The organism is Frankia sp. CeTa3Moorea, from assembly GCF_978021225.1.
In genome coordinates, this window is record NZ_CDXDOR010000038.1 from 10,549 (window position 1) to 28,192 (window position 17,644).

Genomic DNA, 17,644 nt, shown 5'->3' on the forward strand with positions numbered 1-17,644 from the left:
TGGCCGGCCTTGCGCCGTTTGGCGAGCTCAGGCAACACGCTGTCGAAGAACTTGGGATCCAGGATATTGTCGACGACGTCGAACTCCACCCTGCGGTGGCGGCGGGCGAGAAACTCGATTTCGTCCACGACCTGGTCCGGGGCTTTGGCCCGGAAGGTCATGCTCGACCCGTTCAGCCCGCAGAACGTGCAGTGGTGACGCTCCCCCCACCAGCACCCTCGGGAGGTCTCGACGACCAGGCGCGTCCGGGACGACAACGACTCGCGTAGCGGCGACCGGGCAAGCCGCTCGAAGTACTCGTCGTACACCGGGGTCAGCGCTTCCGACATGGCGATGCGGTGAACGCGTGAGCCCTCGTCACCGCTCCCACGGGCGAGCAGGCCGGGACCGCTCCCAGGCCGGCGTCCGGCCAACAGTTCGGTGCACAGCGGCCCGAAGGTACGCTCGGCGTCGCCTTGGACGACGTAGTCGACCTCGTCGTAGAGCCGGTGCAACGCGGTCCCCAGCTCGGCGTCGCAGTTGGCGCCGCCGAACACGACGACGAGGTCGCGATCTTTCGACTTCAGCCGGCGGGCAAGTGCCAACGAGGGCACCGTCTGCGAGAACGTCGTAGTGAAACCGACCACCGCCGGCTCGGTTGCGAGGATCTCGTCGGCCGACGCAGACAGGAACGCGTCAGTAAGTTCCCTCATGCCCAATGCAGCATCGACGACCGCGTCCGGCACCTGTTCCCGCCGCAGGTAGTCGACGTAGTCGCTCCACTCCTGTACCCGCCGCCCGGGATCCTTGAAGATCCACTCACCTAGCCCGACTCTCCACCAGCGCCGCACGACGGCGTCGTACAGCGTCGGGGCGATGCCGTTGCCGGCGAAGTAGCCCGCCGCTTCGAGCTGGAGGCTGTGGGCGTTGACGGGCAGCCCGGCGCGTTCGGCGACGGCGGTCAGGATGCCAATCTGGATACTCGGCGTCTCCGGAGACGCCCATGGCATCGCGACGACGCTGATGCTCTTCACGAGACGTCCGGCAGCGCATCGACGACGTGTGCCTGAAGCCCGTCGATCCGTTCGACGACCTCGCGCCTGATGTCCGGCCACCACGGCCGGACCAGGTCCGCTACCGAGCCCTGGGCGAAACCCCGGACACTGCGAACGAGGCGGGCCCGGACGGCGCGGGGCTCGAAACCCGCCGTTCTGCTCCCGAGCGCCCACAGGTGCGCGAGACCGAACCACACGTGGACTGCCTCCAGGAACGGTCGAACGGGAAGTAGGCGCCCGGTCCAGGGCGACCGGACGCACGGCACCTCGACAGCGGCGTCGCCGCCCACCCACGGGCGTTGCAGGCACTCTCGGTATAGCAGGCCGTGTATGGCTTCATGGACGACGCCCTCGGCGAGACAGTCCAGCGAGGCCTCAGGGTGGTGCGGGTTGGTCACGAACGACCGGCCGATGTAGTTGCCGTTCGTGCCCGAGGCGACGTGGTCAGCGCCGTCAGGATCGATCTGCAGCACCAGGACGCAGGTGGCACGCTGCACGAAGGGCTCGACGGCGCTCGACAGCCCAGCAAGCGAGGACATGGTCTCGACGAGGCGTCGATGGATCGTGTTCACCTGGTCGACGGTGAACGACGGCCGGGAGGCGTTCGTACGCTCGAATCGTCCGCTCAGGTCAATGCCGCGACCTCTCGGGCTGCCGAAGTCCAGCGCCATGGTGCGGTCGCCGGGCAGCTGCGGCCACCCGTCGGTGGTGCCGTCCGGGCGCACGTAGACATCTCCCAGTGCCGACCAGGAAGGTTTCGTCGGGGGCGGTCCCTTGCCGGCGAGCGTCATCTCGACCCCGACCGCCGCGGCGAGAAAAGCTTCGACGTCGTCGGGTCCAGTCGTGGCGAACAGCAAGCGCCGGGTGACTTCCGGCGCGCGCAGCACGCGCCGCTGCCGATGCTCGTCGAGCTGCGTGATCGCGGTGACGGCACCGGCGCCGGACCGACGCCGCAAGGCCTCCGCTGTTCTGTCGACGACGGCGCTGTCGAGCGTGTCGATGAGCGTGGTCCCGTCGAGCCAGGTCAAGGCCTCGCCGACGTCGTCCAGGCTCATACGACCACTCGGGTCATCTCGGCGAGAGCCTGGCGGCGCAGGGCTGTCTCCTCGATGTCGACGTCGAGGCGCTTACGGACGTGAGCGAACAGCGCGAGCAGGTCAGCGCACCACACGCTCGGGTTGTCGAACGCCGCGTTCGATGACCAGCGATGAGGCAGGTAGCCGCCGGAACACGTGGTCGCCTCCGGGCAGGTCTGGCAACCCGTCGGCACCGGTAGTCCGTCGAACATCGCCGCACGGTGCAGCGCTGAGAGCGCGCCCACGTTGGACACGTCGTTGGCGAACACGCTGAGGCCCGTCCCAGCCATGCCGTGCCGACAGACCCTGAGGGCGTCGAGATCCTCGACGGCGCCGTCGGGTTCGATGAACACGAATCCGAACGGTTCGTTCCCGACCATGTCGATGTTGGAGCGACCACCGAGCACAAGTCGCGAAACGGCCACGAAAAGTGGGATTCTAGTCGACACCGGGTCGTTGACCCACCACTCGTCGAAGACCGGTAGTAGGTAGTCTGCACACGGTGTCGGGCCGTGGGCCCGGCGCACCTCGGCCACAGTGTCATGGGTGAAGTCGGGGAGGAGGTAGTTCATGGTGCGGAAACCCAGCGAAGTGATGTGCCGGTGGATCGAAACACTGTCGGCTCCGAACTGGACGACTGCGAGCGCACCCATCCCTACGCCGTGTCTTCTCAGACAGTCGATTCCGCTCACCACGCGCTCATGCGACCCGGCGCCGCGCCGGTCCACTCGGGCGGCGTCATGAATCTCCGCGGGGCCGTCGATCGACACGCCGATTTCGATGCGGTGCTCGACGAAGAGCTCCGCCCAGTCGTCGTCGATCAGGGTGGCGTTGGTCTGCAGGTTGAAGTCGACCCGGGCCGTGCCAGCCAGCCGCTCTCGGATGCGCCGGCACCAGCGGTCCACACGTGCTCGGCCGGCGAGCAGGGGTTCGCCGCCGTGGAACGTTATCCGCACTCGCCGCTGGCCGGTCGCCTCGCACCACGCCTCGATGCGACCAAGCGCCGCCTCGACGACGTCGTCGCGCATGACGACCGGGCGGTCCCGCCAGGTATTGTCACCTTTATTATAAACATAGCAGTAGCTGCAGTCGAGGTTGCACCGAGATGCAATTTTGAAGACGAACGCGAGAGATTTTCCGGCAAACTGAGAGGCGTGGTCTGGCGCCGACTCCTGGCTGCGAGTAGGCAGGAGGTGAATGCGTTCAGGCGAGGACATGATCGGCTACTCCGTGGGTGCGGAGTACGAAGGCGGCACCGGCGTCGGTGAGATGAGAGCCGGCGTTCTGCAGAACTTCCCGTGCGTCGTCCCGATGACGGCCGAGGTCCTTCGCGACCGCTTCGTCGACCTCGGGGGCGATGATGCCTGCCTTGGCTGCCTCGGCTAGGGCGACGCAGATGTACGCGAGTGCATGGTAAGCAAGCAGGATTCCGAACAACGGACGGGGTTCGGCGCGTAACGGCGAGGTGTACGTGCCGTCGTGCGCGGGATCGACCAGGTCGCCAGCCGCCTGCGCGATACGTAGGTGGTGGTGCGCAGTCTCGTGGACCACAAGCTCGATGGTCTGCGCGGTCCCCTTGGAGATGTCGGCTTCAATGAGACCGGGAACGTCGGGGTCGTGGCAACTTCGCGCCGTGTCGGCGATCGGCGCGAGCGGACGGACGACAGCAGTGGCCGACGTGATCCAACTCATCAGGTCCGGGCAGCGGTTGGCCAGCACGCCCACCGTGCGCAGGTAGCGCCCGATCGACACTTGGATCTCCGGCTCTCGTTCAACGACCGCCGACGACGGCAGCGACGGCCACGAACCCGGGGTGACGACGCCGGTGGCCCGACACCAAAGATCGAGCCCGAGCGGGACAGGTGCAGGTTGGGCGACCAGTGCGCCGAGTGCCTCGAGTTCGTGGCGACCGGCGTCGACCACCTCGTCCCCCGCACCTGTCCACAACACGATCTTCTCGGTCAGCTCGACAGCGCCCAGATCGGCCGCGGTGCTCGCGGCGGCCCAAGCGGCGAGGGCGACGTCGCGGCTGCCGTCCACGGGCTCGGGCTTAGTAAGCCGACTCATGAGGGGATGGCGTAGCCACGGACTGGCTACGAGCGCATTGTCGACGATGACGGCACGGACGCGTTCGGCGTCCAGCTTCAACGTCTGGACCGGCATCCACCGGTCAACCCTCTCGATCAGCGAGGCGGTCCACGCGCCGGCGTCAGGACGCCATTCCCATGGGCTCTCGGTCACTGCCCGATGTGCTTGTTCTGCGTGGCCGCCTTGGCCTGCTGCAGCCTGAGCAGTCGTTCCGTGAACGCGTTGAACGCCACCTCGTCCAATTCAGCCAACCCGCTTATGGCCTCAGACTGCTCGAGGACGGCGGGCTCGATTTCGACCGCGCCGGTCCGGCTGAAAAAAATGCCGTTGGAATGAGACGTTCCGTTGGTTGACCTACTGAAGATGATGCCGTTCGAGTGGTGAGAGACCGCTGCAGTCCCGTCGCCTGTACCCGCGTCGCCTGAACCCGCCTCGTCGAAGACGCGCTCCCTTGCCAAGTTTGCTTCGATCACGCCTTTGAGCGCTGCCTGAACGCGTTCTTCCGCGGAGTCTGGCACGCCGCACCCCCCTGAGATTATGGCGAGACTTCCCGGACCATGGGACCATAGGATGCGGAGAAGTGCAATAGCCTTACGCAATATTGGCCGGTCGAATCGCTACGTTGGCGCTGGCCGGGGACCGGCCTCCGGCCGCGGGAGGGCCAGTATGACGCGGCTGGGTTGCGGCCGAACGAACCGGAGTGCCCGCCGCATCCGGCCCGGCTGTTCTGCGGGCTGGTCGCCTCGGCGCGTATCGACGGCGACTGGGTGGCGTTGCGCTGGCTGGAGACCTGGGGCGGCCGGTAGTCGTCATCCAGCCATGTTGCGCTTCGCGGCCTTGGCGGTCGCGGTCATCGCCGAGGACAGTGGCGCGGAGCATCGACGGGACGTCGCCCAGCGGCTCCTGCTCAGGGCGGCTGCGACCAGCCACGCACTGTCTCGTGCTGGTCCGACCAGGCCCGCCACACAGCCTCAGCCCAGTCGTCGATGCGGGCGACGCGTTGCTCAGGGACCGCGGGACGGACATCGGCCACGGTCACCTCGCCCATTCGCTCCGGCGGGCTCATGCCCGCGGCGAGCAGGGAGTCGAGCATGGCGCGGATGCCCGACCCGCGGTTTTCGCAGACGGTGCGGGTCTCGCCGGGGATCGGGACGTCCTCGAGAATCTTGATAAGGGTGGCGTTGCGGGCCGAGGAGATGCCTTCTTCGCCGAGGCTGTCGACCGTGACAGGATCGAACAGCCCACCGGGATTGCGAATGACCAGACGGTCGGGGTACATCTCGACTTGGACCTGGGTGCCGCGGGCGCCACCGGCAAGGTCACGGTGGACCAGCGCGTTGACGACCGCCTCGCGCAGAGCGGTCTCCGGGTACTCCCAGACGTCCTGCCGGCCCACGCCTCCGATGACCGCCCGGCGGGACATGTTGCGGCGGACGGTCATCAGCGTGTCGCGGACCATGACCGGGACCGGGCCTTCCAACGTCACGTTGTCCAGGAACCGTTCAGTGGACCGGCCGCCGGTCTCGGTCGGGTAGCGCACGAAGGTGACCATCAGTTGCGGGAAGTGCTCCTGCGGATAGCTGCCGAGCGCCAGCAGCCCTGCCAGCGAGACCACGTCTTCGCCATCGTTTCCAGGCACGAGCACCCTGGCACGGCGCAGCACCGCCAACCGGTCCAGATCCTTGAACGCATACGGCCTGCTGACCCTTAGCCGGGCGATCAACACGTCGACACCGGCCGCATCCAGATGATCCAGACCAACACCGTGGACGGCCTGCTCGTCCTCACGGGGCTGCCCACGTGAGGACAACATCACCTGGACCTCATAGGCCGACAGCCGACGATCATCATCGCCTACTCTGACATAGCTGCCCTTGGTGATGCCGGCTCCGCGCGAGTAGCAGGGCTTCTGAGCGGGATCTAGCTCGGGGACCTCGGCGACCAGAACCTGGACGCCTTCAAAGTGATGAATCTTGATCAGCGGTCGCAGCGGAGGCTCCATGTCCTCGGAACACATCGAGCCGAGATTGGCTGTCAGCCTCGCCGGATCAGGCAGTCCGGTCGCAACGAAGCCCTGGGCTTCGTCCAGCCCAGGGCTTCGTCCAGCCCAAGGATGATCACGCCACCTCGCGTGTTGGCAAACCCCGAGAGTGTCTCGCGCAGCGACTTCGGCAGCCCACCCTGCGCCTTCTTCACCTCGACGTCGGCGATGTCCGCACCGATGGCGCGGAGGTTGTCGACGATGTCCGCGAGCTCGGCATCGAGCATCAAGTCGCCTCGCCAACTATCATGCTAGCTAGCATGATAGTTGGCGAGGCCGTGGGTCCGGACCGAGCCCAACAAGTCGCCGATCAAGATCCGTCCGCACCTCGGCGCCGGGCGCCGACGGTCGTCATAGCCGGGGTTCGACGACGGATGGGGCCGCGGGTGCGGCAGCGCGCTCGGCGGCCGCCAGCCGTCGGCCGGTCCACCGGCGCAGACCGGTCGCGGCGAGCACGACGCCACCGCCGACGGCGTAGGAATACACCCGCAAGGTCCACGCGTCGCCGGGCAGATCCGTGAACAGCGAGACGTAGACGGGGTGCGCGGCCGCGGCGACGGCGAGCCATTCCAGCCGCCCGGCGATGACGGCGAGCGCCGCCAGCAGCACCCCGTACCAGGGCTGGACCGGGGTCGCGACAAGGAACGCGGCACCGACCAGCCACAGCGCGGCCCGTTCGACGGGAACCCGCTGTGGATCGGTCCGCAGCACGGCGACCGTGACCGCCGCCAGCAGGGTGGCCGCTGCCGCCTTCGCCGCGGATCCGTCCAGGTGCAGCAGCCCGGCGAGCAGGAGGAAGCGGCTGCCCTCGCCGTAGCCCTCGACGTCGAGGTACTGCGGGAGGAAGCCCAGCGCCTGTGTACCGACGGCGAGGATGTGCGGCAGGTAGGACAGCACGACCACCCCGGCGGCGGCCCCGGCGAGCGTGACGGGCCGGCGCCGGGCCGCCGCGGGCAGCAGCAACGCCGGGTACAGCTTCACCGCCACCGCGCCGCCGAGCAGTGCCCCGGCGACCCCCGTCCGCAGCGGATGGGACCGGGCGGTGAGGACCGCCAGAGCGCTGAGCGCCAGCACGGCCCCGAGGACGTCGACGTGCGCATCGGAACCGATCTCCAGGCCGGCGAGCGGCGAGAACGCATAGAAGGCCGCGTGGCGCGGGTCACGGCCTCGCGCCACCAGCATCCGCGTCATCAGCCCGACCAGTGCCAGGGACGTCAGCGAGGCGTAGAGCTGGAGTTTGTGTTCGCGCGGCGGCCCCGGCAGGACATGAACGGCGGTGAAGTACGCCTGCGCCACCGGCGGGTAGATGGTGTGGGCGCGCGGGTAGTTCAGCCGGATACAGTGCGGCCCGCGCCCGATCGCCGCGCACCCGGCCGGATCCGGGAACAGCCAGCGATCGCGCAGCCGGGCCAGTTCCGGAGCGAGCGGGCCGTACCGGTAGGGGTCGATCCCGGCGGCCTGGACCCGACCGTCCCAGGCGTAGCGGTACAGGTCGTCGGAGAGCTGCGGGCCGGTGGTGGCCGCGACGGCGTGGATGGCGACAATTCCGCCGAGCAGCATGGCGACAGCCAACCGGCGCGGGGCCGCGTGGACCAGCAGCGCGGCTGTGGCGACACCGAGCGCCCACCAGAGCATGACGGGGTAGAGCACCCCTGCCCGGCCGGGCAGGTATCCCGGCGCCGCGAGGACGGCGCGCTGCGCCGCGAGCAGACCCGCGAGCCCGACACCCGCCCCGGCCAGGGCCAGGGCGGGCCTGAGGCGTGGCGCGGTGCGGGTTCTGGGCATGGTCCCGAGACTGGCAGGCGCAGCGCCGGCGCGGGAACACCGCGCCGGGCCTTCCTCGTTCCGTAATGCCGGTACTCGGTCGCGAGTGGTCCCGGCGGCCTACCGTGCATTCGTGCGACAATTGCCTCGCCAGTTGCCCCGTCGGTTGCCTCGTCTGCTGACCGAAAAGCTGCCGGAACCACCCCCGGTCCTGCGGCGCGGCCCCCTGCGCGAAAACGCATTCCCCAGTCGGCTGCACGATCCACGGATGGCGGCTCTCCTCGGCATCTGGCTCGGGATCGCCTTCGGAACATGCTTTCTGACCGGGCTGGTGTCGCATTTCATGCAGCATCCGCCGTCCTGGCTGGAATGGCCTTCCCGACCCGTCTGGCTGTACCGGGTGACCCAGGGCCTGCACGTGACCACCGGACTCGCGAGCGTCCCACTGCTGCTGGCGAAGCTGTGGACGGTGTATCCGCTGCTGTGGGAATGGCCCCCGATCCGTTCCGTCGCCCATGCGGTGGAGCGGATAACGATCGTGCCGTTGATCGCAGGGGCGATCTTCCAGCTCAGCACGGGCATCGCGAACATCGCGCAGTGGTACCGGTTCCACTTCTTCTTCACCGTGACCCATTACTGGGTCGCCTGGATCACAATCGGCGCGCTGGTCCTCCACATCGTCGCGAAGCTCACCGTCGTCCGGGCGAACGTGGGCCGTCGCCGCCATGAGCGCGCGCCCCTGAACGGCGCCGCCACCACCATGACCGGCGCCGCCACCACCATGACCGGCGCCGCCCCGGGGACGGGCAGTCTGACGCGGCGCGGCCTCGGCCTCGCGACGGGGACCGCCGCCGGGGTAATCGTGGCGACGACCGCTGGCCAGTCGGTCCCGGGCCTGGCCCGGCTGGACCTGCTCGCGCCGCGGCGGCCCGACATCGGCCCGCAGGGGCTCCCGGTGAACCGCACGGCGCGAGCCGCGCGGGTCACCTCCCTCGCCCGTGACCCCGGGTACCGGCTGGAGGTGGTCGGTCCGCGCCGGATGGTGTACACCATCGAGGAGCTGTACGCGCTGCGTCGGTACAGCTCGAAGCTGCCGATCACCTGCGTCGAGGGATGGGCCGCGGACGCCACCTGGCACGGGCCGCGGCTGCGGGATCTGCTGGACGCCGCCATGATCCCCGCCGACGCGACGGTCCGGGTCGAGTCCCTCGAGGCCCGCGGGGGCTACCGGGCAAGCGACGTCAGCCCCTCGCACGCCCGGGACTCGTTGACCCTGCTCGCGACCGGGGTGAACGGCGCCGGCCTCGACCTCGACCACGGTTATCCGGCCCGGCTCATCGCGCCGAACCGGCCCGGGGTCCTCCAGACGAAATGGGTACATCGGGTGGTGATGGTATGAACGCCGTCGTACTGCGCGGTGTCGCGGTGGCGGCCGGGCTGGCCGCAATCGGTTACGGGGTCGACGGCGTGCTCGCCCACCAGCAGGCCACCCGGCCGCCGAACACCGTGGTCTGGCTGATCGGCGGGGTCCTGGTCCATGACGCGTTGCTCGTGCCCGCGACGATGCTCGTCGGCTTCCTGCTCGCCCGGTTGGTCCCACCGCCCTACCGGTCCGTCGCACAGGGCGCGCTGCTAGTGAGTGCGGCGGTCGCCCTATCGTCGCTCCCGCTGTGGCGTGGCTACGGTGGGGACCCTGGGAACCCGACGGTGAACCCGCTGCCGTACGGACGCAACCTCGCGCTCGTCCTCGGAGTGGTCTGGGCCGGCGCGGCGGCCCTCATGGTGAGTCGGGCGGTCCGCGCCCGGCGGGGAATCATCCGGTCGGGAGACGCCGGCGCAGCGCGGCGAAGTGCCGGCCGGCGCTGCACCAGGTCCGGGTGATTAGCAGTCCGGCGTCCGGCGCGAGGCCGGTCAGGTCGTCCCCGTCCACCAGGCACCAGGAGAAGGGCCGCGACACCCGGCCGGTCGCGTCCTCCAGCCGGACCCGCATCGGGCCGGTCTGGGTGCCCGGCGGTTCGAGTTCGACGAGCACCCGGCCGGAGGGGGCGAGGAGTTCCCCGGCCCGGCGCAACAACCGGATCGGGTCGCCGCCGATGCCGATGTTCCCGTCGGCGAGCAGCAGCGCGGCCCATCGTCCCTCGGCAGGTACCCGGCCGAACACGTCCCGCCGTAGCGCCGGCGCACCGGCCCGCCGGGTCAGGTGCACCGCGAACGGCGCGACGTCGATGCCGAGGGCCGGCACCCCGCGGGCCGCGAGCGCAGCCGCGAGCCGGCCGGGCCCGCAGCCGACGTCGAGGGTCGGGCCGCCGCAGTGACGCAACAACGACAGATCCCCCGGGGACAGCGCCCCGGTGGAGCAGGTGCGCGGGGTCGGCGCCGCCGGGGGCAGAGTGCCACGCCAGCGGTTCACCGGCAGCGGGTCGCGTCGCCCGTCGGGACGGCGCATCCACAGCTGTCCACCGGCGGAACGCAGTCCCGCCTCGTAGACGGTCGTCGGTCCCCACCGGCCGTCGGGGACGCCGGTCAACACGCGGTGGCCCGGCCGGCGGCGATGCGATCCCCTTGCGTGGCGCGCAGCGCCGCGGCGAAGCGCCCACCGGGCACGAGCCGGGCGACCGCGTCGGCGTCGGCCATGGTGTCGACGTCACGCACCGTCGGCAGGGTTGTGACCGTCAGGCCGGCTTCGGACAGGCGGGCCCGTTGCCGTGCGCCGGTGTCCGGGCGCGAGGTCGGCACGCCACGGAGAAGATCGCCGTCGGGGGTGGTCAGGCCGAGTGCCCACCATCCTCCGTCCGCGGCGGGACCGAACACCGCGTCGGTCGCGTGCAGCGCGTGGCAGGCGGAGGCGAGCAGGGCGGCAGTCACCTGGGGGGTGTCCATCCCGATGAGCAAGGTCGGCTCGCTGCCGGCGTCGAAGGCGGCGGCGAGCCTGACGTCGAACGGCCCCGATACCTGCGGCATCACTTCGATCGCGATTCGTCCGCCCGCGGTTCGTCCGGCCGGGATTCGTCCGGCCGGGATTCGTGCGAACGAGGTCTCCAGCCACGGGCCGACCGCGCCGTCGAGGACGAGGACCGGGCACAGTGCGTCGAACCCGGGCAGGCCGGTCAGCTCCTCAACCGCGGCCAGCGTGTCCGCGAGCGCGGCCGCCGCGACGGCCGCCGCCTGGTCCGGGCGCAGGGGCGGCGTGAGGCGGGTCTTGACCCGCCCGGGTACCGGCTCCTTCGCCATCACGAGCAGCCTCACCGGAGGCTCGCCAACAGGGCGGACATGTCCCGGGCCGTCCGGGCGGCGCCGAGCGGTGTCCCGGTCACCTTGGAGCGCCCGACCCGAGGGGTGTAGGCCACGTCGGTCTCGATGATCCGCCAACCGGCCTGGGCTGCCCGCAGCAGCAGTTCCAGCGGATAGCCGAACCGGCGGTCGGCCACGGGCAGTCGGAGCAGGTCCTCCCGGCGGGCCACCCGCATCGGGCCCAGATCATGGACGGGAACGCCGCGCCGGCGCAGCCGCCCGGCGACCAGCGCGTTCCCGAATCGGGCGTGCGGCGGCCAGGCCCGCATCGAGGTCGGGCGACGGCGGCCAAGAACCAGATCGGCCCGGCCGGCCAGCAACTGCGCGACGAGACCGGGAAGCTCGGCGGGGTCGAGGGAGGCGTCCGCGTCGCACACGCCGACCATGTCGGCGTCCGCGGCGAGCAGCCCGGCGTGCACGGCAGCGCCGTAGCCGCGCTCGGGCACGTCGACGACAACCGCCCCGCGTTCCAGCGCCACCTGGCGGGAACCGTCGCGCGATCCGTTGTCCGCGACGATCGGCCGGTAGCCGACGGGCATCCGATCCAACACCCAGGGTAGCGCCCCGGCCTCGTCCAGGCAGGGAAGGACGACGTCGACGGAGGCCCCGATCCCACTACGTTGCGTGAACATGATCGGGACTGTAGTACCGCCCGCGCGTGATCAACCCTTACGGAACAAGGAATGCCCGGGTCCCGTCCGGCGGCTCGGCACGGACACGACGACAAACATGACGATCATTACGAGCATGACGAAGCGGAACATTACGAAGCGGAGACCTCCGAGCCGATCATGGTCAAGGTGGCCGTCGCCTTACCTATCGTGGCCGGGTGGCCCGTGTGCTCATCGTCGACGACGACGCCCTCGTCTCCGAGGTCGTCGACCGCTACCTGCGCAACGCCGGCTTCGACGTCGACCGCGCCGCGGACGGGCCCACGGCCCTGCGGGTGGCCGAGACAACCCCACCGGACCTCGTCGTCCTCGACCTGATGCTGCCCGGTCTCGATGGCATCGAGGTGTTCCGCCGGCTCCGGGCGCACCGACCGGTACCAGTGATCATGCTGACCGCACGTGCCGACGAGCCGGATCGCATCACCGGTCTGGAGATCGGCGCCGACGACTACGTGACCAAGCCGTTCTCGCCGCGGGAGCTGACCCTGCGCGTGCAGTCGGTGCTGCGGCGGGCGAACGAAGCGGCGCCGGGCGCGGAGGCCGGCGTCCTGCGGGCCGGCACCCTCGTCGTCGACACGGCCGCGCGGACCGCCACCCGGCACGGGGTGCCGCTCGGGCTGACGGTGCGCGAGTTCGATCTGCTAGCCTTCCTGCTGCGCCGGCCCGGCCGCGCCTTCACCCGGGGCGAGCTGCTCGAACAGGTGTGGGGATGGAGCTATGGCGACCCCTCGACGGTCACCGTGCACATCCGCCGACTGCGGGAGAAGATCGAGGATGATCCGACCGCTCCCCGGATGCTTGTCACAGTGTGGGGAGTCGGGTACCGCTACGATCCCGGCACCCCGCGCCCCGACAGCACCCCGCGCCCCGACAGCACCCCCACCGGACAGGTGGCGGCACCGGACGAGGGACGACACCGAGGATGAGACCCGAGGCGGTGCGGCGGGACGACGACCTCACGGGCGGGCGGCGAGCGAGAGCGAGAGCGAGGCCCCGATGAACGCCGACCTGGAGGTCATGGGGATCGCGCTCGGCTGTTCGACAGCGGCCGCGCTCACCGGCCTGCCGTTGCTGCGGGCGCTCCGGAAGCGGCCGTTGTGGGCGACAGCCGCGTCACTGAGCGTACTACCGGTCGTCGCGGTGACGGCGGGGGTCGCCGGCACGGCGCAGGCAATGTTCCTCTCCGATCACGACCTGCGGGTCGTGCTCATCGTGGTCGCCGTGTCGGCGGTGGTGGCGTCGGCATCCGCGGTGCGCCTGGGTGGCCCGGTCGTGGCGGCGATCGGGACGCTGACCCGAGCGACGGCGGCCCTGGGCGAGCCGGGCTATCGCGGCGCCGGCCGTGTTCCGACCGCCGAGCTCAGCGCGCTGGCGACGGCCCTGGACGCGACCCATGTCCGCCTAGTCGAGGCGCGGGAACGGGAACGGGCCCTGGAGGCGAGTCGCCGCGAGCTGGTGGCCTGGATCAGTCATGACCTGAGAACCCCGCTCGCGGGAATCCGGGCGACGGCCGAGGCCCTGCAGGACGGCCTGGTCACGGACGCCGAGACGACGGCCCGCTACCACCGGCTGATGCTCGCCGACGCCGAGCGGCTGACCGGCATGGTCGACGACCTGTTCGAACTGGCCCGGCTGCAGGCCGGTGCGCTGCGGCTGAGCCTGGAGAAGGTGCGCGTCGCCGACGTCGTCTCGGACGCGATCGCCGCGGTGGACCCGATCGCGCGGGCCAAGGGAGTCGTCGTCAGCGGGCGGGCCGATCACGCCGGGTACGTCGACGCCGACGCGGCCGAGGTGGGGCGCGTGCTGACCAATCTCCTCGTCAACGCCATCAGGCACACCCCCGACGACGGAACGGTGGAGATCACCGCTACCGCGGACGCCGACCGGGCGGTCTTCGCCGTGGCGGACCGGTGCGGCGGCATCCCGCAGGAGGAGCTGCCCCGCGTGTTCGACCTCGGATTCCGGGGCGAGTCGGCCCGGACCCCCGGCGGTGACGACCACCCGCACCAGCCACGGATGCGGTCGGGGATCGGCCTCGCGATCGTCCGCGGCATCGTCGAGGCGCACGGGGGCGACGTCACCGTGCACAACCATCGGGAGGGCTGCCGCTTCGTCGTCGCGCTCCCCACGTCCTGACGTCCGGACGCCGCCCGGGGTTACGACGGCGCCGGCACAGGGGCCGGGCCGGAGACGTTCCGCGGTTCGTAAGATCCAGCGCGTCCCGGCACCGCTAGCGTCGGCGTCATGCGGGTTCTCGTCACCGGTGGCGCCGGCTTCATCGGTTCTCACGTTGTCGACGCGCTGGTCGCGGCGGGCGACGAGGCCAGGATCCTCGACGCCCTGCTTCCGGCGGTGCACCGGACGAAGCCCCAGGTCAACAACGCCGCCGAGATGATCGTTGGGGACGTGACCGATCGGGGCCAGGTCGCCGAAGGACTGAGCGGGATCGACGTCGTATGCCACCAGGCCGCTATGGTGGGTCTAGGGGCCGATCTGGACGACCTTCCGGCGTATGCCACGAACAACGATCTCGGCACCGCGGTCCTGCTCGCGGCGATGGCCCGCGCCGGAGTGGGGCGACTGGTCCTGGCGAGCTCCATGGTGGTCTACGGCGAGGGTGGTTACCGCTGCCCGACGGACGGACCGGTGCGCCCCGGACCACGGCAGGCCGCCGACCTGGACGCGGGCCGTTTCGAGCCGCCGTGCCCACGGTGCCACCAGCCGCTCTCGCCCATCGTGGTCCACGAGGACGCCCCCTTGGACCCCCGCAACGCGTATGCGGCGACCAAGGTCGCCCAGGAGCATCTCGCGGCGGCATGGGCGGCGGAAACCGGCGGGACCGTCGTGGCACTGCGCTACCACAACGTCTACGGTCCGCGGATGCCCCGGGACACCCCCTACGCCGGCGTCGCGTCGATCTTCCGCAGTGCGCTGGAACACGGGCGGGCCCCGCAGGTCTTCGAGGACGGCCGGCAGCTGAGGGATTTCGTGCACGTCCACGACGTCGCGCAGGCCAACCTGCTGGCGTCCCACCAGCCGCAGGCACCCGGCCGGCTGGTTCCCCTCAACATCGGCTCCGGTGATCCCCACACCGTCGGGGACATGGCGGACGCGCTGGCTCGTGCCTTCGGCGGTCCGAAGCCCGTCGTGACCGGTACCTCCCGGGTCGGCGACGTCCGCCACATCGCCGCGTCCTCGGCCCGAGCAGGCGATCTTCTCGGCTACCGGCCGCGGGTCGACTTCGCCGGGGGGATGCGGGCCTTCGCCCATGATCCACTGCGAGACTGAGGTTCTCCCCGGATCCGCGATCCTCCCTGGCCCGCTCGGGGCAGACCCACGAAGGACTAATCCCCGCCGGCCACCTTCATGAGATCGAAGATGCATCCGCCGAACATGCTGCCCGTGAAAGCTGCCCGTGAAAGCTGCCCGTGAACGTGCAGGACGCGAACGTCATGTCAAAGAACGAGCACCGAATGAAGGTGCAGATGGTGAAAGCAGTATCCGAATAGACTGATGCGCTAAACCGGACCCCCAGAAGGTGCGCTCAGTCAAATCCACCACACGAAGAAAACATGATCATAGCTCTGGCCAGACAGATCCCCGCCGTCGGGGCCCAGAGACCGGGTGGTCGCCCGCGTCCGCGGAGCCGGTTCGCCGTATTTCCGTTCGGCCATGCGCCGCCGCCTTCCGGCCAGACACGATCTTCAGTGCCCACCTCACGGTTGCCCCCGAACTGGGCGCACCACTCGACGAGGTATCAATCGCCCACGAATTGTGTTGCATGCCACATGCCCCGTCGACGCTATCCGGCGACAGGAGGTGACGATAAACACGATCCCATCTCGGATATACGGCGGAAAATAGTAGCCGGGGGCCGGCACCATCAGGTATATGGTCTTCGCGGCGCCAAGGGGCACCGCCGGAGTCAAGAGGCTGAGCGGAGAAGGATCGTGACCACGGACAGCGCCCAGACAGGGCAGGCCGGCGAACCGGAACGGCTCGAGGAGCGAAGCACCTCCCCGCACCGAGTAGTGATCATCGGGTCTGGCTTCGGAGGTCTGTTCACCGCGCAGGCCCTCCGCAAAGCACCGGTCGAGGTCACCCTCGTCGCGAAGACGACGCACCATCTGTTCCAGCCGCTGCTCTACCAGGTGGCAACGGGCATCCTGTCCGAGGGCGAGATCGCCCCGACCACCCGTGAGGTACTGAGCCGGCAGGACAACGCGCAGGTCGTCCTCGGCGAGGTGACCACCATCGACGTGAACGCAAGGACGGTCACGTCCCAGTTGCTGGGTCGCACGACCGTGCACCACTACGACAGCCTCGTCGTCGCCGCGGGCGCGGGCCAGTCGTACTTCGGCAACGACCATTTCGCCACGCATGCCCCGGGCATGAAGAGCATCGACGACGCGCTCGAGCTGCGCGGCCGGATCTTCGGGATGTTCGAGCTCGCCGAGGCGTCCACCGATCCCGCGGACGTGGAGCGGCTGCTGACCTTCGTCATCGTCGGGGCGGGCCCCACCGGCGTGGAGATGGCCGGACAGATCGCGGAACTCTCGCGCCGGACCCTGCGGCGGGACTTCCGCAGCATCGACCCCGCCAAGGCCCGAGTCATCCTGCTGGACGCCGCACCCGCCGTCCTGCCGCCGTTCGGCGAGCGGCTCGGCGCGAAGGCGGCCGACAAGCTGACCAAAATCGGCGTCGATGTGCAGCTGGGCGCCAAAGTCGTCAATGTCGACGCGACCGGCATCGACGTCGAGGACAGCGACGGCACCCGCCGGCGCATCGACTCGGTCTGCAAGGTCTGGGCCGCCGGCGTTGCCGCGAGCCCGCTGGGCCGGCAGCTCGCCGAGCAGACCGGTGCGGGGCTCGACCGCGCCGGCCGCATCGAGGTGCTGCCCGACCTCACCCTGCCGGGCCATCCGGAGGTGTTCGTCATCGGGGACATGGCGAGCATCAACCGGCTGCCCGGCGTGGCGCAGGTCGCGATCCAGGGCGGCCGGCACGCCGCCAAGGAGATCCAGGCCTGGGTCGCCGGCAAGCAGACGGGCCGACCGTTCGAATACCATGACAAGGGCAGCATGGCTACCATCTCGCGGTTCAGCGCGGTGGCGAGCATCGGCAAGGTGCAGTTCAGCGGCTTCTTCGCCTGGCTCGTCTGGCTGGCCGTGCACCTCGTCTATATCATCGGGTTCAAGCACCGGCTGACCACTCTGCTTCACTGGACGGTGAGCTTCATCGGCCGGGGCCGGTCGGAACGTACCGTCACCGAGCAGCAGATCTTCGCTCGGGTCGCGGTCCAACGCCTCGGAACGGACTTCGCACCGTCCCTGCCCCCGCACGCGAGTCAGGAGGCGCCGTCCTGGACGGGGGCCCGGACGATCGTGCCGATGCAGCCGCAGGCCAAGGACGAGGGCAAGGACGAGGACAGCCGGCAACCGTCCCGGGTCTAGCGCGTAGCGCGGATCCGGCCTCCGTCCCGATCGATCGGCCGGAGCACGCACCGTCCGCCCGCAGGCATCCGCCGGGGCGGACGGTTGCCGCGTCGAGGTACCGCCGGGCCAGGTACTGCCGCGTCGAGGTACCGCCCGGGTCCGCCACCGCGGGAACCGGCCTTCCACGTGGTTCGCACCACGCTCGCACGTTCCTCACATCTCGCTGTCGCATCGTGGGCTCCGA

General features: G+C 70.0%; 18 protein-coding genes. 7 read left to right on the forward strand and 11 right to left on the reverse strand.

Going from position 1 to position 17,644, the window contains the following annotated elements; all coding sequences use genetic code 11:
* The 5 genes from AC08OV_RS09480 to AC08OV_RS09500 all read right to left on the reverse strand — a co-directional run.
* On the reverse strand, positions 1-1,013 hold a 1,013-nt coding region (locus AC08OV_RS09480), incomplete at its 3' end, for a RiPP maturation radical SAM C-methyltransferase (RefSeq protein WP_476619554.1).
* Positions 1,010-2,089, reverse strand: coding sequence for a hypothetical protein (locus AC08OV_RS09485; RefSeq protein WP_476613058.1), 1,080 nt, complete (start codon positions 2,087-2,089; stop codon positions 1,010-1,012). The genes AC08OV_RS09485 and AC08OV_RS09480, both read right to left, overlap by 4 nt.
* A complete protein-coding gene (locus AC08OV_RS09490) occupies positions 2,086-3,327 on the reverse strand; it encodes a radical SAM protein (protein WP_476613059.1) in 1,242 nt (413 codons plus the stop codon). The genes AC08OV_RS09485 and AC08OV_RS09490 overlap by 4 nt, the downstream gene beginning before the upstream one ends.
* The gene (locus tag AC08OV_RS09495) at positions 3,314-4,273 is read right to left on the reverse strand and encodes an aKG-HExxH-type peptide beta-hydroxylase (protein ID WP_476619555.1); all 960 of its coding nucleotides are present in this window, start codon (positions 4,271-4,273) and stop codon (positions 3,314-3,316) included. The genes AC08OV_RS09490 and AC08OV_RS09495 overlap by 14 nt, the downstream gene beginning before the upstream one ends.
* A gap of 74 nt (positions 4,274-4,347) precedes the next feature.
* Positions 4,348-4,716, reverse strand: a complete 369-nt coding sequence (locus AC08OV_RS09500; RefSeq protein ID WP_476613061.1) for a hypothetical protein — start codon at positions 4,714-4,716, stop codon at positions 4,348-4,350.
* A 162-nt stretch (positions 4,717-4,878) separates the two neighbouring features.
* On the opposite strand from AC08OV_RS09500, the gene AC08OV_RS09505 reads away from it, so the two are divergent.
* Positions 4,879-5,004 carry a hypothetical protein gene (locus AC08OV_RS09505; protein ID WP_476613062.1) on the forward strand — a complete coding sequence of 42 codons (126 nt, stop codon included), beginning with the start codon at positions 4,879-4,881 and terminating at the stop codon, positions 5,002-5,004.
* A 101-nt stretch (positions 5,005-5,105) separates the two neighbouring features.
* Here AC08OV_RS09505 and AC08OV_RS09510 read toward each other — a convergent pair whose 3' ends face one another.
* The 3 genes from AC08OV_RS09510 to AC08OV_RS09520 all read right to left on the reverse strand — a co-directional run bounded on the left by AC08OV_RS09510 (position 5,106) and on the right by AC08OV_RS09520 (position 8,024).
* Positions 5,106-6,200 carry an ATP-binding protein gene (locus tag AC08OV_RS09510; protein ID WP_476619556.1) on the reverse strand — a complete coding sequence of 365 codons (1,095 nt, stop codon included), beginning with the start codon at positions 6,198-6,200 and terminating at the stop codon, positions 5,106-5,108.
* A 32-nt stretch (positions 6,201-6,232) separates the two neighbouring features.
* Positions 6,233-6,466 carry an AlbA family DNA-binding domain-containing protein gene (locus tag AC08OV_RS09515; RefSeq protein ID WP_476613064.1) on the reverse strand — a complete coding sequence of 78 codons (234 nt, stop codon included), beginning with the start codon at positions 6,464-6,466 and terminating at the stop codon, positions 6,233-6,235.
* Positions 6,467-6,590: 124 nt separating this feature from the next.
* Complete coding sequence (locus tag AC08OV_RS09520; RefSeq protein WP_476613065.1) at positions 6,591-8,024, reverse strand: glycosyltransferase 87 family protein; 1,434 nt, start codon at positions 8,022-8,024, stop codon at positions 6,591-6,593.
* Between the two features lie 247 nt (positions 8,025-8,271).
* On the opposite strand from AC08OV_RS09520, the gene AC08OV_RS09525 reads away from it, so the two are divergent.
* A complete protein-coding gene (locus AC08OV_RS09525; RefSeq protein ID WP_476613066.1) occupies positions 8,272-9,402 on the forward strand; it encodes a molybdopterin-dependent oxidoreductase in 1,131 nt (376 codons plus the stop codon).
* Positions 9,399-9,884, forward strand: coding sequence for a hypothetical protein (locus AC08OV_RS09530; RefSeq protein ID WP_476613067.1), 486 nt, complete (start codon positions 9,399-9,401; stop codon positions 9,882-9,884). Before AC08OV_RS09525 ends, AC08OV_RS09530 begins: the two co-directional genes overlap by 4 nt.
* Here the strand turns inward: AC08OV_RS09530 and AC08OV_RS09535 are convergent.
* From AC08OV_RS09535 to AC08OV_RS09545, 3 genes are read right to left on the reverse strand one after another with little or no spacing between them, the layout of a single operon-like run.
* Positions 9,817-10,533: a methyltransferase domain-containing protein gene (locus tag AC08OV_RS09535; protein ID WP_476613068.1), complete on the reverse strand. Its 717-nt coding sequence runs from the start codon at positions 10,531-10,533 to the stop codon at positions 9,817-9,819. The two genes, AC08OV_RS09530 and AC08OV_RS09535, sit on opposite strands and share 68 nt — an antisense overlap.
* The gene (locus tag AC08OV_RS09540) at positions 10,527-11,249 is read right to left on the reverse strand and encodes a TIGR04282 family arsenosugar biosynthesis glycosyltransferase (RefSeq protein WP_476613069.1); all 723 of its coding nucleotides are present in this window, start codon (positions 11,247-11,249) and stop codon (positions 10,527-10,529) included. The genes AC08OV_RS09535 and AC08OV_RS09540 overlap by 7 nt, the downstream gene beginning before the upstream one ends.
* Positions 11,246-11,926: a glycosyltransferase family 2 protein gene (locus AC08OV_RS09545; protein WP_476613070.1), complete on the reverse strand. Its 681-nt coding sequence runs from the start codon at positions 11,924-11,926 to the stop codon at positions 11,246-11,248. The genes AC08OV_RS09540 and AC08OV_RS09545 overlap by 4 nt, the downstream gene beginning before the upstream one ends.
* A 197-nt stretch (positions 11,927-12,123) precedes the next feature.
* Between AC08OV_RS09545 and AC08OV_RS09550 the strand changes: the two genes are divergently transcribed.
* The 4 genes from AC08OV_RS09550 (at position 12,124) to AC08OV_RS09565 (ending at position 17,418) form a co-directional block, all read left to right on the forward strand.
* Positions 12,124-12,891, forward strand: a complete 768-nt coding sequence (locus AC08OV_RS09550) for a response regulator (RefSeq protein WP_476619557.1) — start codon at positions 12,124-12,126, stop codon at positions 12,889-12,891.
* Between the two features lie 70 nt (positions 12,892-12,961).
* Positions 12,962-14,101 carry a sensor histidine kinase gene (locus tag AC08OV_RS09555; RefSeq protein WP_476619558.1) on the forward strand — a complete coding sequence of 380 codons (1,140 nt, stop codon included), beginning with the start codon at positions 12,962-12,964 and terminating at the stop codon, positions 14,099-14,101.
* Positions 14,102-14,209: 108 nt separating this feature from the next.
* The gene (locus AC08OV_RS09560) at positions 14,210-15,253 is read left to right on the forward strand and encodes an NAD-dependent epimerase/dehydratase family protein (protein WP_476615678.1); all 1,044 of its coding nucleotides are present in this window, start codon (positions 14,210-14,212) and stop codon (positions 15,251-15,253) included.
* 662 nt (positions 15,254-15,915) lie between these two features.
* Positions 15,916-17,418: an NAD(P)/FAD-dependent oxidoreductase gene (locus AC08OV_RS09565; protein ID WP_476615679.1), complete on the forward strand. Its 1,503-nt coding sequence runs from the start codon at positions 15,916-15,918 to the stop codon at positions 17,416-17,418.
* Positions 17,419-17,644 lie beyond the last annotated feature (226 nt).

What these genes read in the sequence shown, in the direction of transcription:
- AC08OV_RS09515 (WP_476613064.1), bottom strand. Translation starts at nt 6,466, where the DNA reads ATGCTCGATGCCGAGCTCGCGGACATCGTCGACAACCTCCGCGCCATC.
- AC08OV_RS09555 (WP_476619558.1), top strand. Translation starts at nt 12,962, where the DNA reads ATGAACGCCGACCTGGAGGTCATGGGGATCGCGCTCGGCTGTTCGACA.
- AC08OV_RS09560 (WP_476615678.1), top strand. Translation starts at nt 14,210, where the DNA reads ATGCGGGTTCTCGTCACCGGTGGCGCCGGCTTCATCGGTTCTCACGTT.
- AC08OV_RS09490 (WP_476613059.1), bottom strand. Translation starts at nt 3,327, where the DNA reads ATGTCCTCGCCTGAACGCATTCACCTCCTGCCTACTCGCAGCCAGGAG.
- AC08OV_RS09530 (WP_476613067.1), top strand. Translation starts at nt 9,399, where the DNA reads ATGAACGCCGTCGTACTGCGCGGTGTCGCGGTGGCGGCCGGGCTGGCC.
- AC08OV_RS09485 (WP_476613058.1), bottom strand. Translation starts at nt 2,089, where the DNA reads ATGAGCCTGGACGACGTCGGCGAGGCCTTGACCTGGCTCGACGGGACC.
- AC08OV_RS09525 (WP_476613066.1), top strand. Translation starts at nt 8,272, where the DNA reads ATGGCGGCTCTCCTCGGCATCTGGCTCGGGATCGCCTTCGGAACATGC.
- AC08OV_RS09495 (WP_476619555.1), bottom strand. Translation starts at nt 4,273, where the DNA reads ATGCCGGTCCAGACGTTGAAGCTGGACGCCGAACGCGTCCGTGCCGTC.
- AC08OV_RS09545 (WP_476613070.1), bottom strand. Translation starts at nt 11,926, where the DNA reads ATGTTCACGCAACGTAGTGGGATCGGGGCCTCCGTCGACGTCGTCCTT.
- AC08OV_RS09520 (WP_476613065.1), bottom strand. Translation starts at nt 8,024, where the DNA reads ATGCCCAGAACCCGCACCGCGCCACGCCTCAGGCCCGCCCTGGCCCTG.
- AC08OV_RS09510 (WP_476619556.1), bottom strand. Translation starts at nt 6,200, where the DNA reads ATGGAGCCTCCGCTGCGACCGCTGATCAAGATTCATCACTTTGAAGGC.